General features: G+C 70.8%; 14 protein-coding genes. 2 read left to right on the top strand and 12 right to left on the bottom strand.

Annotated features, from left to right (window positions below; all coding sequences use genetic code 11):
- Positions 1 to 8: 8 nt before the first annotated feature.
- From ACWGIH_RS21065 to ACWGIH_RS21055, 3 genes are all read right to left on the bottom strand, one after another.
- Entirely contained in the window at positions 9 to 869 is an 861-nt protein-coding gene (locus tag ACWGIH_RS21065; RefSeq protein WP_453447074.1) for an Fpg/Nei family DNA glycosylase, read from the bottom strand.
- A gap of 77 nt (positions 870 to 946) precedes the next feature.
- Complete coding sequence (locus tag ACWGIH_RS21060; protein ID WP_453447076.1) at positions 947 to 3016, bottom strand: SpoIIE family protein phosphatase; 2070 nt, start codon at positions 3014 to 3016, stop codon at positions 947 to 949.
- A 42-nt stretch (positions 3017 to 3058) separates the two neighbouring features.
- Positions 3059 to 4198: a DUF6777 domain-containing protein gene (locus ACWGIH_RS21055; protein WP_453447077.1), complete on the bottom strand. Its 1140-nt coding sequence runs from the start codon at positions 4196 to 4198 to the stop codon at positions 3059 to 3061.
- 115 nt (positions 4199 to 4313) lie between these two features.
- On the opposite strand from ACWGIH_RS21055, the gene ACWGIH_RS21050 reads away from it, so the two are divergent.
- Positions 4314 to 5732, top strand: a complete 1419-nt coding sequence (locus tag ACWGIH_RS21050; RefSeq protein WP_453447079.1) for a lipase maturation factor family protein — start codon at positions 4314 to 4316, stop codon at positions 5730 to 5732.
- A gap of 1 nt (position 5733) precedes the next feature.
- On the opposite strand, the gene ACWGIH_RS21045 is transcribed toward ACWGIH_RS21050, so the two are convergent.
- Genes ACWGIH_RS21045 through ACWGIH_RS21010 form a run of 8 tightly spaced genes read right to left on the bottom strand, consistent with a single transcriptional unit; the run spans position 5734 to position 13770 of the window.
- A complete protein-coding gene (locus ACWGIH_RS21045) occupies positions 5734 to 6600 on the bottom strand; it encodes an amidohydrolase family protein (RefSeq protein WP_453447080.1) in 867 nt (288 codons plus the stop codon).
- A complete protein-coding gene (locus tag ACWGIH_RS21040) occupies positions 6597 to 6911 on the bottom strand; it encodes an L-rhamnose mutarotase (RefSeq protein WP_453447082.1) in 315 nt (104 codons plus the stop codon). The genes ACWGIH_RS21045 and ACWGIH_RS21040 overlap by 4 nt, the downstream gene beginning before the upstream one ends.
- Positions 6908 to 7912, bottom strand: a complete 1005-nt coding sequence (locus tag ACWGIH_RS21035) for an aldo/keto reductase (protein WP_453447084.1) — start codon at positions 7910 to 7912, stop codon at positions 6908 to 6910. Before ACWGIH_RS21035 ends, ACWGIH_RS21040 begins: the two co-directional genes overlap by 4 nt.
- Positions 7909 to 8664, bottom strand: a complete 756-nt coding sequence (locus ACWGIH_RS21030; RefSeq protein WP_453447113.1) for an SDR family NAD(P)-dependent oxidoreductase — start codon at positions 8662 to 8664, stop codon at positions 7909 to 7911. Before ACWGIH_RS21030 ends, ACWGIH_RS21035 begins: the two co-directional genes overlap by 4 nt.
- Positions 8665 to 8678: 14 nt before the next feature.
- A complete protein-coding gene (locus ACWGIH_RS21025; protein ID WP_453447086.1) occupies positions 8679 to 10019 on the bottom strand; it encodes an L-fuconate dehydratase in 1341 nt (446 codons plus the stop codon).
- A gap of 49 nt (positions 10020 to 10068) precedes the next feature.
- Positions 10069 to 11112 (bottom strand): ABC transporter permease, encoded by a 1044-nt coding sequence (locus ACWGIH_RS21020; protein ID WP_453447088.1) that lies wholly within the window; start codon positions 11110 to 11112, stop codon positions 10069 to 10071.
- A complete protein-coding gene (locus tag ACWGIH_RS21015; RefSeq protein ID WP_453510242.1) occupies positions 11105 to 12688 on the bottom strand; it encodes a sugar ABC transporter ATP-binding protein in 1584 nt (527 codons plus the stop codon). The genes ACWGIH_RS21020 and ACWGIH_RS21015 overlap by 8 nt, the downstream gene beginning before the upstream one ends.
- A complete protein-coding gene (locus ACWGIH_RS21010) occupies positions 12685 to 13770 on the bottom strand; it encodes a sugar ABC transporter substrate-binding protein (RefSeq protein WP_453447091.1) in 1086 nt (361 codons plus the stop codon). The genes ACWGIH_RS21015 and ACWGIH_RS21010 overlap by 4 nt, the downstream gene beginning before the upstream one ends.
- Positions 13771 to 13985: 215 nt before the next feature.
- On the opposite strand from ACWGIH_RS21010, the gene ACWGIH_RS21005 reads away from it, so the two are divergent.
- A complete protein-coding gene (locus tag ACWGIH_RS21005) occupies positions 13986 to 14687 on the top strand; it encodes a FadR/GntR family transcriptional regulator (RefSeq protein WP_453447092.1) in 702 nt (233 codons plus the stop codon).
- Positions 14688 to 14727: 40 nt separating this feature from the next.
- Here the strand turns inward: ACWGIH_RS21005 and ACWGIH_RS21000 are convergent, their stop codons facing one another.
- On the bottom strand, positions 14728 to 15099 hold the full coding sequence (locus tag ACWGIH_RS21000; RefSeq protein WP_453447094.1) for a VOC family protein: 372 nt from the start codon (positions 15097 to 15099) through the stop codon (positions 14728 to 14730).
- Positions 15100 to 15153: the final 54 nt, after the last annotated feature.

The raw sequence follows: 15153 nt of genomic DNA, 5'->3' as shown, positions 1-15153 counted from the left end.
GTGCAGGGCTACTTCAGCAACCGGGACATCCTCCGGTCCGCCAGCAGCTTTCCGCCCGTCTGGCAGGTGGGGCAGTACTGCAGCGATGAGTCGCTGAAGGAGACCTCGCGGATGGTGTCGCCGCACACGGGGCACGTCTCACCGGCGCGGCCGTGCACGCGCAGACCGCTCTTCTTCTCCGCCTTGAGGCGGCCCGCCGCGACTCCGTGCGAGCGCTCCACCGCTTCGGTCAGCGTGCTGCGCAACGCCGCGTACAGCCCATGGACCTCGTCCTTCGTGAGGCTCGACGTGAGCTTGAACGGAGACATGCGGGCCGCGTGCAGGATCTCGTCGCTGTACGCGTTCCCGACGCCCGCGAGCAGGGTCTGATCCCGCAGCGCGCCCTTGATCTGCCGGCGTTCGTCCGACAGGAGCGCGGCGAAACGGTCCTCGTCGAAGTCCGGGGCCAGCGGGTCGGGGCCCAGGCGCGCGATGCCGGGGATCGTCGCCGGGTCGTCGGTCACGTACACCGCGAGGCGCTTCTGTGTGCCCGCCTCCGTCAGGTCGAAGCCCTCCCCGTCCTCCAGGGCGACCCGCAGCGCGAGAGGGCCCTTGCCGGGGCGTGGCGTGCCGTCGGGGAGGCGGTCCTTCCAGTGCAGCCAGCCCGCGCGGGCGAGGTGGGTGACCAGATGCAGGCCGTCCGCGTCCAGGTCGAGGAACTTGCCGTGCCGCGCCACGGCCGTGACGGTGCGCCCCTCGAGGGCGGTGAGCGGCGGGTCGTACGTCTTGAGGACACTGATCGCCACGGGCAGCACCCGCACGATCTCGTGGCCGACGAGGTGGTCGGTGAGGAAGGCGCGCAGCGCCTCGACCTCGGGAAGCTCCGGCATCCGCTCACTCCTGTCCTGATTCCGACGGTGTCATCCGCTCGCCCCTGTCTGGTTCCGGCCGTGTCATCCGCTCGCCCCTAACCCTCGTTCTCCCGGGCGGGCACGATGAACTCGCACCACACGCATTTGCCGGTGCCACGCGACTCGACACCCCACACATCCGCGAGCATGTCCACCAGCAGCAACCCGCGCCCCGACACCCCCGATTCCCCGGCCTCCCGGCGGCGCGGCAGTGCGCTGGAGGAGTCCTCGACCTCGACGCGCAGGCGCCGTTCGTTGCCGCTGACCACCCGCAGGGTCACGACCGCCGCGCCATCGGTGTGCATCAGTGCGTTGGTGATCAACTCGTCCGCCACGAGTTCGATCTCGTCGGCGCCGTCCCCGGCGCCCCAGGCGCGCACCGCGGCCCGGATCATGTGCCTGGCCTCGGCCAGCGCTTCCGGGTCGCCCGGGCCCACGTGCTGCTGGAGGCGGCCGCCGGACCGGGGGGCGTCGACCATGTGCCGGCGCAGGAGAAGCAGCGCCGCGTCGTCCTCGCCGCCCCGCTCGTCCACGATTCCGCAGAGCCGGTCCGCGAGATGCTGGAGGTCACGCGGCCCCGAGCAGGCAAGCTCGCCGAGGGCCCGCAGACCGTCGTCGAGGTCGGCGCCCGGCGCCTCGACGAGGCCGTCGGTGAACAGCAACAAGGTCTGTCCCGCGTCGAGTTCGAAGGTGGTGACCGGATACTCGAGACGGCCGAACTCCGCCGAGAGCCCCAGCGGCAGACCGCCCTCGACCGGCACCCTGCGACAGGTGCCGTCGGTCCGTTGGAGGAGCGGGTCGATGTGTCCCGCCCGCACCAGCTGGACCACGCCCGACGACAGGTCGGCCTCCGCGTAGAGACAGGTGGCGAAGCGTTCGGTGTCCAGCTCGTGCAGAAAGCCGGAGGCGCGGGCCATGACGGTGGCGGGCGGGTGCCCCTCGGCGGCGTAGGCGCGCAGCACGATGCGCAGCTGGCCCATGACGGCGGCCGCATGGGTGTCATGGCCCTGTACGTCGCCGATGACCGCTCCGACGCGGCCGCCGGGCAGCGGGATCACGTCGTACCAGTCGCCGCCGATGTCCCGGCCGAGCGCCGCCGAGCGGTAGCGGACGGCGATGTCGGCGCCGGGCACGCCGGGGATGGTGCGCGGCAGCATCGCCTGCTGGAGGCCCTGCGCGAGGTCCTTCTCCTGCTCGTAGAACATGGCGCGCTGGAGGCTCTGGGCGATGCCGCTGCCGAGGGCGACCAGGACGTTGCGCTCCTCCTCGGTGAAGCCGGTCTTGTCCTGGTAGAGCAGGCCGAGCACGCCGATCGGCTTGGCCTGCGCGATGAGCGGCAGATACGCGGCCGAGGTGATGCCCAGTTTGTCTATGTGCGGCCACAGATCCGGGTACGAGGCGGCGAACTCCGCCGCCGTCTCGATGAAGCGCGGCGAAAGCGTGCGCACGGCGTCGCTCATCGGGTACCGCTCGTCGATCCGCGTGAACTTGGTGCCCGGCACGAAGCTGCCCACGGGCCCCTCCGCGACAAGGCGGATCCGCCCCGCCTCGACCAGGCCCATGACCAGGTTCGACGCGCCCAGGTGGGCGAGGCCGTGGGTGTCCTTGAGTACGTCGATGACGTCCCGGACGGTACGGGCGTGCGCGAGGGCCGCCGTGGTGCCCTGCACGATGCTCGTGCGGCGGCGGCGGTCCTCCTCCTCGTCGGCGCGCTGATGCCGGGCCGTGCTGTCGCCCAGCTCCTGGGTGGCGTCGCGGACGATGCCGACGATGCGGTGCGGCCGGCCCGCCCCGTCACGGTGGATGAACCCCTGGGTATGGGTCCAGCGCAGCCCGCCTTCCCGCAGCCGGATGCGGAAGTAGATGCCGTAGGTGCGGCTGCCGTCCTTGAGCGCGTGCGAGACATAGGCGTCGAGACGGTGTGCCTCGACCGGCGGCACGCGTACGCCGAGGCTCGTCGGGTGGCCGTCGTACTCGTCGGCCCGTACGTCGAAGACCTCGTGGCCCGCGGCGTCGAGATGCATCAGGCCGCTGTCGAGGTCCCAGTCGAAGCAGCCTGTGTGGTTGGCCGCCAGGATCGACCGGGGATCCGCTGGCCAGTCGTCCGGCAGTGGCGTGGGCGTCATGACACTTCATGATTCTTCGCTGTCGGGACCGAGTGCGCACGCTCAGCCGCCGGGCGTGGGCGTCGGGCAGCCCGGCGGGATGTCGGTCGGGATGCCGGTGGGCGGCTCCGTGCCCGTGGCGGAAGGGAGCGTCGGGCAGTCCGTGGAGGTGGTGCCCAGGTCGCCGGGCGAGTCGCTGTCACTGGGCGTGTCACTGTCGCCGGGCGAGTCGCTTTCGCTGGGCGTATCGCTGTCGCTCGGGGTGTCGTCGTCGCTGGGCGAGTCGCTGTCGCCCGGGGTGTCGCTGTCACTGGGCGTGTCACTGTCGCTCGGAGTGCCGCTGTCACTGGGCGAGTCGCTGTCGTCCGGGTCGGTCGGGGTCGGCGTGGTGGGGGTGGGTGTCGGGGTCGGGTGCGGGTGCGGGGGCGGCACGGTGTGGTCGTGGCCGCCGTCCTCGTCGCCGGTCTTCCGCTCGATCCAGGTGTTGTCGACGATGTTCACGAGGGTGATGTTCACGATGATCTTCGGTGCCGGGGTCACCACCACGACCTGCGCCGGACGGTAGCCGGACCACTGTTCGCCCTGGTGGCTCGGGGTGCCCTTGAGCGCGACCGGCGGCTTCAGGGGGTTCCCGCAGGCGCACCGCACGCGGGGCAGCCCCCGGTTGTCGACGAGGACCGCGGTGCCCGTCTGCAGCACGGACTGGAAGCTGGTGGCACCGCCGTCGCGGTAGCCGTGGTTGGTCACGCGGGTGTCGGCCCGCAGCACGACCGGCGTCAGACCGCGCAGGAAGCCCGGGATCTCCGCCTGGGAGATGCCCGACGCCTGGGCGAAGGCGCGGCTCTTGCCCTGGTCGGCGGTGAGGAAGCGGACCTGGGCACTGACGTCGCAGCTGCCCAGCGAGTGCGTGCCGCCGTACAGACCGGGCGTGCCGCCGGAGAGGGAGCGCACGCCCTGGGCCGTCGCCGAGGACGTACCCGTCGGTGACGGCTGCGGCGAACGGGTGACGGATGAGGGTGTCGCCGTGGACGTCGCGGTGGAGTCGGTGAAGGGATCGGGGCCCTGGGCGGCGACCGGCTGCATGAAGAGCTCGGCGCCGCCGTCGGCGGAGTTCTTCCCGCCTCCGCCCGAGCATCCCGCGACGGCGAGGGCCACGGATATCGCGAAGGCCGTCACATGCGTCCTGGTGTGCCTGGTGGTCACACGCACCATGCTCTCCCGCCTGTTATCGGGCACTTTGCCTCATTCTCTGAGGCAGTCGGAGCCGGTGCGCAAGCCGAGGAGGGGCTCCGGGCCGGTCAGGGCGCAAGATGGTTTCGTGGAGTGGTTCACAGCGGATCAGTACTGGCTCGGCCGCCTCGTCTTCCAGCGGGCTCTCGCCGCGCTCTATCTCGTCGCCTTCCTGGGCGCGGCCCTGCAGTTCCGTGCGCTGATCGGCGAGCGCGGCATGCTGCCGGTACCGCGCCACGTCGAGCGCGTGCCCTTCCGCAAGGCGCCGAGCCTCTTCCAGCTGCACTACTCGGACGGTTTCTTCGCCCTCGTCGCGTGGTCGGGCTGCGGCTGCGCCCTCGCGCTGCTCGCGGGCGCCGACGGTCTGCTCCCCCTGTGGGGCGGCATGCTGCTCTGGCTCGTGCCATGGGTCCTGTATCTCTCGATCGTGAACGTGGGGCAGACCTGGTACGGCTTCGGCTGGGAGTCACTGCTCCTGGAGGTGGGCTTCCTCGCCGTGTTCCTCGGCAACGACGAGACGGCGCCGCCGGTGCTGATCCTCTTCCTGCTGCGCTGGGTGCTGTTCCGCGTCGAATTCGGGGCCGGGCTGATCAAGGTGCGCGGCGACGCGTGCTGGCGCAAGCTCACCTGCCTGTACTTCCATCACGAGACCCAGCCGATGCCGGGGCCGCTGAGCTGGTTCTTCCACCATCTGCCGAAGCCCGTCCACCGGATGGAGGTCGCGGCGAACCACTTCACCCAACTCGTCGTGCCCGTCCTGCTGTTCACGCCGCAGCCGGTCGCGACGGCAGCGGCCTGCCTGATGATCGCCACCCAGCTGTGGCTGGTGCTCTCGGGCAACTTCTCCTGGCTGAACTGGCTGACGATCGTGCTCGCCGCGTCCGTCGTGGACTTCGGCGGCGCGGGAGCTCCGCCGACGGCGCCCGCTCCCCCGCTCTGGTACGAGGTGGTCGTCATCGCGGCGACGGCCCTGATCCTGGGCCTGAGCTACCGGCCCGCGCGCAACTTGTTCTCGCGCCGGCAGATCATGAACTTCTCCTTCGACCCGCTCCATCTCGTCAACACGTACGGCGCGTTCGGCAGCGTCAGCCGCGTCCGTCAGGAGGTGGTCATCGAGGGCACGGCGGACACCACACCTCGCCAGGAGTCGGAGTGGCGGGAGTACGAGTTCAAGGGCAAGCCGGGTGATGTGCGCCGCTGGCCGCGGCAGTTCGCGCCGTACCACCTGCGGCTCGACTGGATGATGTGGTTCGCCGCGCTCTCCCCCGCCTACGCGCGCTCGTGGTTCGGCCCGCTGGTGGAGCGGCTCCTGGACGGCGACCGGGACACGCTGCGGCTGCTGCGCCACGTGCCCTTCCCGCCGGAGGCGCCTCCCGCGTACATCCGCGCCCGCCTCTACCGCTACCGCTACACGACCTGGCGCGAGCTGCGGGAGACCGGCGCCTGTTGGGAGCGGACGTATGTGCGGGAGTTTCTGCCGCCGACGCGGGTGTCGTCGCCCCGGTGAGTCAGAGGCCGTAGACGCGGGTGGCGGTCCCCGCGAAGAGGGCGGCGCGTTCACCTTCGGTGAGCGAGTCGGTCAACCGCTGTGCCACGTCCACGACTTCCGCGTGCGTGGCTGCCAGGGTGCAGACCGGCCAGTCCGAGCCGAACATCAGCCGGTCGGGTCCGAAGGCGTCCAGGACGGTGTCCGCGTAGGGGCGCAGGTCGTCCACCGTCCACGTCCTCGGGGCGGCCTCGGTCACCAGGCCGGAGAGTTTGCAGACGGTGTTGGGGAGCGCGGCGAGCGAGCGGACGGCCGCGGCCCAGGGTTCGAGCGCGCCGGAGGCGACGGGCGGCTTGCCCAGGTGGTCCAGGACGAAGGTGAGCCCGGGATGCTCCCGCGCCGCCTCGACGCAGGCCGGGAGTTGGTGGGGCAGGACCACGAGGTCGTATGCGAGGCCCGCCGCGCCGACCGCGGCCAGGCCCCGACGCACGTCGGGCCGCAGCAGCCACTGGGGGTCGGGCTCGCCCTGCACCTGGTGGCGGATGCCCACGAGGTGCTGGCCGCCCGGGAGTTCACGCAGCCGCCGGAGGGTGTCACCGACATCGGGGCGGGTGAGGTCGGTCCAGCCGACGACGCCCGCGACGAGGTCGCTGTCCGCCGCCAGGGCGAGGAACTCGGGGGTCTCCTCGGCGACGGTGACCGTCTGGACGAGCACGGTCGCGGTGACGTCAGCGGCGCGGGCCTGGGGCAGGAGGTCGGCGAGGGAGAAGGTGCGGCGGATCGGGGCGAGTTCGTCGCCGGTGATCCATTCCTGGTCGCGTACGGAGAGGTCCCACACGTGGTGGTGGGAGTCGACGATGTCCGGGCGCACGGCGGGTTCCACCGTCACGGCAGCTCCCACACGACGGGCAGTCCCGCGTCGGCGCCCTCGGCCGAGTAGTCGTGGACGACGTCGAGCAGCTCGGCCATGCGCGCCTGCCAGGCGACGTTGACCGGCAGCTTGTCAAGATGGGCGAGCAGCCGGGCGTAGTCCTCGCACTCCAGGACGTGGAAGAGGTCGCTGCCGCTGCGCCAGATCGTCCAGGAGGTGGCGCCCGCCGCGCGGATGGCGGCGACCAGTTCGGCGGGCACCTCGCGGTGTGCGGCGTCGTACTCGGCGACGCGGTCGGCACGGACCTTGGTGTGCAGGGCGATTCTCACGCGGGGGCCTCTCCGGGGACGGGTACGTGGGCGGGCAGCAGTCCTTCGGTGCGGGCTTCCTTCCAGAAGTCGTCGGGCACGGCCGCAGCGAACTGCCGTGCGGCGTCCCGAACTTCGTACGGTGAGCGGGCGCCGACAATGACGGTGGTCACCGTCGGGTGGGCCAGGGGGAAGGCCAGGGCTGCGGCGCGCAGTGTGGTGCCGTGCCGCTCCGCGATCGTCCGCAGACAGCGGGCACGGTCCACCAGATCCCGCGGCGCGGTCGTGTAGTCGTACGTCGCGCCGGGCCTGGGATCGGCGAGCAGACCCGAGTTGAACACGCCGCCGATCACGACCGCTCTGCCGCGCTCGTGCGCGGCCGGGAGCAGCTCGGTCAGGGCGCTCTGGTCCAGGAGCGTGTAGCGGCCCGCGCACAGCACGGCGTCGACGTCCGTGTCACGGATGAAGCGGGTGAGCATCGCCGTCTGGTTCATGCCCGCGCCGATCGCGCCCACGACGCCTTCGGAGCGCAGCCGCTCCAGGGCCGGATACCCCTCGCGGAAGGCCTGCTCGGCGTGGTCGTCGGGGTCATGGAGGTAGACGATGTCGACGCGGTCGAGGCCGAGCCGGGTGAGGCTCGCCTCCAGGGAGCGGTGGATGCCGTCCGCGCTGAAGTCCCAGACCCGGCGGTGTGTGGCCGGGACGGCGAAGCCATGGGCGAGGTCGTCACCCGCGGTCCCCCGCACCGCTTCGAGGAGGCGGCCCGCCTTGGTCGAAAGCGTGTACGTGTCCCGGGGGTGTGCCCGCAGTGCCGCGCCGAGCCGCCGCTCCGACAGGCCGATGCCGTAATGGGGGGCGGTGTCGAAGTAGCGGACGCCCGCCTCCCAGGCGGCGTCGATCGCCTCGGCGGCCTCCTCGTCGGTGACCCGCGTGAAGAGGTTGCCGAGGCCGGCGGCGCCGAAGGACAGCTCGGTCACCTCGACGCCGCCGGGTCCCAGGGTGCGCCGCGCCAGGCCGCTCACCGGCCCGCCGGGCGCAGCCGCAGGCCCTGCATGCCGCCGTCGACCGCGAGCGCGGTGCCGGTGGTCGCACCGGACAGAGGGCTCGCCAAGTAGGCGATGGCGCCCGCGACTTCGTCCGCCGAGACGAGGCGCCCGGTGGGCTGGCGGGCCGCGAGCGCGGCACGCTCGGCCGCGGGGTCGGGGGCGGCGTCCAGGAGGCGGCCGACCCACGGGGTGTCCACGGTGCCGGGATTGACGCAGTTGACGCGCACCCCTTCGCGTACGTGATCGGCGGCCATCGCGAGCGTCAGGGAGAGCACCGCGCCCTTGGACGCCGAGTAGAGGGCCCGCTGCGGCAGGCCGGCCGTGGCGGCGATCGAGCAGGTGTTGACGATCGCCGCGCGGGTGGAGAGGCGCAGGTGTGGCAGGGCGGCGCGGGTGGTGCGCACGATCCCGAGGACGTTCACGTCGAGCACCTTGTGCCACTGGGCGTCGTCGTTGTCCTCGACGGTGCCCTGCGCGCCGATGCCCGCGTTGTTGATCAGTACGTCGAGTCCGCCGAGCTCGTCCACGGCGTCGGCCACGGCTTCGCGCACCGAGGCGTCGTCGGAGACGTCGGCGCGGTGGCCGGTGAGCGGCTTCTCCACAGTGGTCGGGTCCAGGTCGAGCACCGCGACCTGGGCGCCTCGCGCGGCGAGCAGCTCGGCGGTGGCCCGTCCGATCCCGGAGGCGCCGCCGGTGACCAGGGCCTTCAAGCCCGCGAAGTCCTGGATGTCCTGGGCGTCAGTCATGCGGCTGCTCCTTTGCCCTGAGCGAGGTCGGCGGCCCAGAAGGCACCGCCCGGATAGGTGAACTCGGCGAGGGACTCGGCCCGCATGGTGGCCGAGAAGCCCGGCGCGGTGGGCGCCATGTAGTGGCCCTCGCGCACCACGACCGGGTCGACGAAGTGGTCGTGGAGGTGGTCGACGTACTCGATGACACGGTCCTCGGTGGTCCCCGCGAGAGCCACGTAGTCGAACATCGAGAGGTGCTGGACGAGTTCGCACAGGCCGACGCCACCGGCGTGCGGGCAGACCGGGACGCCGAACTTGGCGGCAAGCAGCAGGATCGCGAGATTCTCGTTGACTCCGCCGACGCGTGCCGCGTCGATCTGCAGCACGTCGATCGCGCCCGCCTGGAGGAGCTGCTTGAAGATGATGCGGTTCTGCACGTGCTCGCCGGTGGCGACCTTGACCGGGGCGACGGCCTTACGGATCGCCGCGTGACCGAGGACGTCGTCGGGGCTCGTCGGCTCCTCCACCCAGTACGGGTGGTACTCCGCCAGGGCGCGCGTCCACTCGACGGCCTCGCCGACGTTCCAGCGCTGGTTGGCGTCGATCGCCATGCGGATGCCGGGCCCGATCGCCTCACGGGCGGTACGGCAGCGGCGTACGTCGTCCGACAGGTCCGCGCCGACCTTCAGCTTGATCTGGGTGAAGCCGTCGGCGACGGCCTGCCGGGCGAGGCGGGTCAGCTTCTCGTCGCTGTAGCCGAGCCAGCCGGGCGACGTCGTGTAGCCGGGGAAGCCGCGTTCCCGCAGCAGGGCCGTGCGTTCGGCGGCTCCGTGGCGGCCCGACCTGAGCATGTTCAGGGCCTCTTGCGGGGTGAGGGCGTCGGCGATGTAGCGGAAGTCGATCTGGGACACGAGCCACTGCGGCTCGGCGTCCGCCAGGAACCGCCACAGCGGCTTGTGCGCGCGCTTGGCCGCCAGATCCCACGACGCGTTGACCACGGCACCGATGGCCATGTGCATCACGCCCTTCTCGGGCCCGAGCCACCGCAGTTGGCTGTCCCCGACCAGGTCGCGGTTCAACGTGCCCGGATCGGCGCAGAGTTCCTCGACCGACCGGCCGAGCACGTGATGACGCAGCGACTCGATCGCCGCGACCTGGACGTCATTGCCGCGCCCGATGGTGAAGGTGAAGCCGTGCCCCTCCAGACCGTCGTCCGCGTCGGTACGAAGCACCACATAGGCGGCGGAGTAGTCGGGATCCGGGTTCATCGCGTCGGATCCGTCAAGGTCCCGCGAGGTCGGGAACCGTACGTCATAGGTGTCGACCGCGGTGATGCGGGCGGTGGTCGGGGACACAGGAGGCCTTTCCGGAAAGGGGCAAGGAGACGGGGAACCCGGAGCGGGGTCAGTCCTGTGCGCGGCCGGTGGTGACACGCGCGATCATCAGGGCGACCAGGATGATTCCGCCGTAGATGGCCTGGATCCAGAAGGACGGCACCTGGGCGAGGGTGAGCAGGTTCTGTACGACGCCGAGCAGCAGGACGCCGGTGAGGGCGCCGAACATGGTGCCCTTGCCGCCGTCGAGGCTGATGCCGCCGATGACCGCGGCCGCGAACACCGTGAAGATCATGTTCTGGCCCTGGTTGGCGTTGATCGCGCCGACGTAGCCGGTCTGCATGAGCCCGCCGACGGCGGCGAGGCACCCGGCGACGACGAACACGCCGAGCATCACGCGCTCGACGCGGATGCCCGCGGCGCGTGCCGCGTCCGGGTTGCCGCCGATCGCGTACAGGGAGCGCCCGACGCGGTGGTACTTGAGGACGAAGCCGGCGACGCCGAAGGCGATCGCGGCCAGCCACACCGAGAGCGGGATGGTCAGGAACGTCGAGGTGGCCAGGGTGTAGAAGGCATCGGGCATGCCGAAGAGCGTTTTGCCCTCGGTCGCGCCGACCAGCAGCCCGCGCAGCACGATCAGCATGGCGAGCGTGACGATGAATGCGTTGAGCTTGAGCTTCACCACGAGGATGCCGTTGAAGGCGCCGATGACCGCGCCGACGACGACGATCGCGAGGAGCGCCACCGCGGCGGGCATCTCGGTCCCGAATCCGGCCTGTGCGGCGGGCAGCACGAGCAGCGCGCCGACGGCGGGCGCGATGCCGACGACCGATTCGAGGGAGAGGTCGAACTTGCCGGTGATGAGGACGAGGGACTCGGCGAGCACGACCATCGCGAGGGCTGCGGAGGCTCCCAGGATCGAGATGAGGTTCCGCTCCGTGAGGAACGAGTCGTTCACCAGGGTGCCGAGCAGCATGAGGAGCAACAGAGCCGGGACCAGGGCCAGTTCGCGTGCGCGCCTCAGCAGCACGGAGCGCGCCTGGGCGCGGGCGTTGTCGGTCTTCGCGGTCAGGTCCGGTGCGGTCGAGGCCGACGGGGCCTTCGTGTCAGCCACGGTCATTCACTCCTTCTCGAGCTCCTTCGGTTTCTTCCACGCCCTCGATCGAGGCGATCAGATCGTGGTCGGCGAAGCCCGCCCGGTGCTCGGCGACCACCCTGCCGTGGAAGAGGACCAGGACGCGGTCGCAGCGCCGCAGGTCGTCCAGTTCGTCGGAGACGACGAGGACGGCGGTGCCGTCCTCACGGGCGTTGTCCATCCTGGCGAGCAGTGATTCCTTGGACTTCACGTCCACGCCCGCGGTGGGGTTGATGAGGACGAGGAGGCGGGGGTCGGAGGCGAGCGCCCGCGCCATGACGACCTTCTGGGCGTTGCCGCCGGAGAGGTCGGACACGGGCTGGTCGGGTCCCTCGGCGTGGATGTCGAGGCGGTCGATGAGTTCCTCGGCGAAGCCGCGCTTGCGTGCGGTGCCGACGAAGCCGTACTTCCCGAGCCGGTCGAGCACGGTCATCGTGGCGTTGTCGCCGATCGTCATCCCGGAGACCAGGCCCTGGTCGTGCCGGTCGCGCGGTACGCAGCCGACTCCGGCCCGCAGCGTGGCGGTGACATCCCCGAACGGCAGCTTCTGGCCGTCGAGTTGCGCACTTCCGCCGGTCGGCGTGTGCAGGCCCGCGATGGTCTCCGCGAGGTTGATCTTGCCGCTGCCGCTGGAGCCTGCGAGGCCGACGACCTCGCCCTTGCGGACGGTCAGGTCGACGCCCGTGTACGAGTCACTGGTGAGGCCTCTGACGTCGAGCATCACCGGGGCGTCAGCGGGGACCTCGGTCCGGGCCACGGACTCCTCGGCGGCCTCCTTCTCCCGCAGGGCCTCACCCGCCATGGCCTCGACCAGGGCGGCGCGGGGCAGGTCGGCCACGGGCGCGGTGGTGATCCAGCGGGCGTCGCGCAGGACCGTGACGGTCTGGCACACCTCGTACACCTCCTGGAGGTGGTGCGAGATGAAGAGAAAGGTGACTCCCGACTCCTGGAGCGCCCGCATGCGCGTGAAGAGCCGCTCGATCTCACGGTTGTCGAGCTGCGCGGTGGGCTCGTCCAGGACGATGAAGCGAGCGCCGAAGCTGAGCGCCCGCGCGATCTCCACCATCTGCCGGTCCTCGACCTTGAGGTCGGCGGTGCGGGCGTCCGGGTCGACACGTACGTCCCAGGTGTCGAGCACATCGGCGGCCTGGGCGCGCAGCTTGCGCCAGCTGATGAAACCGCCGCGGCCTGCGGGCTGCCGGTTGATGAAGAGGTTCTCGGCGACGGTCAGATCGGGCACGACGGTCGGCTTCTGGTAGACGCAGGCCACCTTGCGGCGCCAGGCGTCGCGGTCGGTGAGCGGCGGGGCGGGCTCGCCGTCGAAGAGGACGGTGCCCGCGTCCGGGGCCTGGAGTCCGGTGAGGATGGTGACGAGGGTGGACTTGCCCGCGCCGTTGCGGCCGACGAGGGCGTGGGACTCACCGGGCAGGACGGTCAGCTGCCCGTCCTGCAGCGCGACGGTGGGTCCGTACCGCTTGACGATGCCGGTCGCCTCGACGAGCGCGGTGGGCGCCGTCGGCCCCGACGTGGAGGGCTTGGTCATCGGCGTACTCATGTGACCGTGTTGCCCCACAGCTCGGAGTCGTCCACGTTCTCCTTGGTGACCAGGGGCGCGGGCAACTGGTCCTCCAGGATGCCGCTGGGCAGCTTCACGATGGTGGAGTCGTGGTCGGTCGGACCGGGCTTGAACTTCTTCCCGTTCATCGCGGCCTTGATGTAGTACATCCCGTACTTGGCGTACGCGTCGGCCGGCTGCGAGACCGTGGCGTCGATCTGGCCCTTGCGGATGGCGTCGAACTCCTGCGGGATGCCGTCGTTCGAGATGACGGTGATGTGGCCCTTCTCGCCCGTCTTCTTCAGCATCTTCTTGGACTTCAGGGTCTGCAGGGTGGGCGCGAGATAGACGCCGCCCGCCTGCATGTAGATGCCCTTGATGTCGGGGTGGGAGTTGAGCAGCGTGTCCAGCTTGGAGGCGGCCGTGTCCGACTCCCACTTGGCGGGGATCTCCAGGACCTTGAGATTGGGGTACTTCTTCTTCACGCAGGTGCGGAACGCCTCGGAGCGCTCGCGGCCGTTGACGGAGGCGAGGTCTCCCATGATCTGGACGACCTTGCCTGTCTTGACCTGCTTGCCGAGGTAGTCGCAGGCCTTCTCGCCGTACGCGACGTTGTTGGCCCGCACCACCATCGCGACCTTGCCCTTCTCGGGGGCGACGTCGACGGCGACCACGGGCACGCCCTTGCGCTCGGCCTGGTCGAGACCGGCGGAGATGGCCGCGCTGTCAAGGGGCGCGACGACGAGCCCCTTGACCCCCTGGTTGAGCTGGTTGTTGATGTCGGTGATCTGCTGCGAGGGGTCGCTGTTGGAGTTGACGGTCTTCATCGCGTCGACGTCCTCGGACTTCGCCATCTTGGGCACGTAGTCGTTGTACGACTGCCAGAACGGCGAGGTCAGCAGGGGCAGGATCACCCCGACCTTGCCCTCCCCGCCGCCCCCGCCGTCCGCGGGCGCGGCGCTGTCCTTCGTGCTGCCGCATGCCGTGAGCACGAGGGACGCGCAGGCCGCGGCGGCGGCGATCCGCACCCCGCCCGAAGTCCCCGCCCTGCTGGTCCTGTTGCGCACTGTTCTGCCGGCCATCTGACGGCTCCTCATCAAGCGTGGGTCGGGAGTCCTGGCGACTGTCCTGGTGACTGTCCGGATGGACTGTCCCAGCGACCGATGGGCGAATATTTATCAGACCACTTGGCGCTCACAACACCCCTCGACGCCAAGTTTTCCTGCTTTCAGGCCGTAGTGGTCCGACCACATCTCTGACTAGACTGCGGCGCACTCGGCTAGTGGAGGAGCGTTACGTGGACCAGTCCGCCCCGCAGAAGGGCACCGTGACGCAGCGGGCCATCGAGCAGATCAAGGCGATGATCGGCGAGGGCCGGCTCGAGCCCGGCCAACGCCTGCCCACGGAACGGGACTTGGCCACGCAGCTGGGCATCTCACGGAGCTCCATGCGCGAGGCGATCCGTGCGCTCACGGTGATGGGGGTCCTCGAGGCCCGGCACGGCTCGGGCATCTACGTCACCCAGCTGGAGGCCGGGGACCTCCTGGAGACCTTCGGCGTCGTCGCCGACCTGTCACGAGGGCCCCGGCTCGTGGAGCTCCTCGAGGTACGCCGGGTCCTCGAATCCACGGCGACGGCGCTGGCGGCGGCGCGGATCTCCGCCGACCAACTGGCGAACGTGGAAAAACACCTGGAGGCGATGAACGCCACGGAGGACCCGGAGGAGATCCTCTCCCACGACCTGGCGTTCCACCGGACGATCGCCCTCGCGGCAGGCAACGACACGATGGCGGCCATCCTGGAGGGCCTGTCGTCCCGCACGTTCCGCGCACGGGTCTGGCGCGGCTACCAGGAAGAGGGCGCCTTCGAACGAACCCGCCGAGAACACGCCCGAATCCACCGGGCGTTGGCCGCCCGCGACCCAGAGGCAGCGAGGGCCGCGGCGGCGGCGCATGTGGGGGAGGTGGAGGAGTGGATGCGGGCGCAGGTGGACGGGTAGAGGCCGAAGCGGTGCGGGGCGGCGCACCTCCGCCACGGCCCTAGCCGATGAGGGTCCTCTTCGGGCGGACCACGCAGAACTCGTTTCCCTCCGGATCGGCGAGGACCGTCCAGGACTCCTCGCCGCTCTGACCGACCTCCGCCCTCCGCGCGCCGAGTGCGAGGAGGCGGTCGATCTCGGCTTCGCGGTCCTCCGCGTCGGACGTCAGGTCGAGGTGCAGTCGGTTCTTGACGACCTTGCCGTCCGTCACCGGCATGAAGCAGATGCCCACCGGCGCGTTCTCGGCGGGGCCGATCACGATCTCCCGCTCGCGCTCGGACAGAATCCGCCAGCCCAGCGCCTCCGCCCAGAAACGGGCCAGGGCCGGCAGGTCGTGGGCGTCGATGACGATGTGGTGCAGGGAGACAGGCATGTGGACCAGTGTGCGCCGTGGCGCGCCTGGCCGCGACGGAACGGAGGCCGGGCG

The sequence above is a fragment of the Streptomyces sp. NPDC054872 genome, assembly GCF_053610705.1.
The sequence above is the reverse complement of the archived record's forward strand: the minus strand, read 5'-3'. Positions and strand labels throughout refer to the sequence as shown.

Bases quoted from the DNA above. Each gene is read 5' to 3' on its own strand.
- ACWGIH_RS21065 (WP_453447074.1), bottom strand. From the start codon at position 869: ATGCCGGAGCTTCCCGAGGTCGAGGCGCTGCGCGCCTTCCTCACCGAC.
- ACWGIH_RS21060 (WP_453447076.1), bottom strand. From the start codon at position 3,016: ATGACGCCCACGCCACTGCCGGACGACTGGCCAGCGGATCCCCGGTCG.
- ACWGIH_RS21015 (WP_453510242.1), bottom strand. From the start codon at position 12,688: ATGAGTACGCCGATGACCAAGCCCTCCACGTCGGGGCCGACGGCGCCC.
- ACWGIH_RS21010 (WP_453447091.1), bottom strand. From the start codon at position 13,770: ATGGCCGGCAGAACAGTGCGCAACAGGACCAGCAGGGCGGGGACTTCG.
- ACWGIH_RS21000 (WP_453447094.1), bottom strand. From the start codon at position 15,099: ATGCCTGTCTCCCTGCACCACATCGTCATCGACGCCCACGACCTGCCG.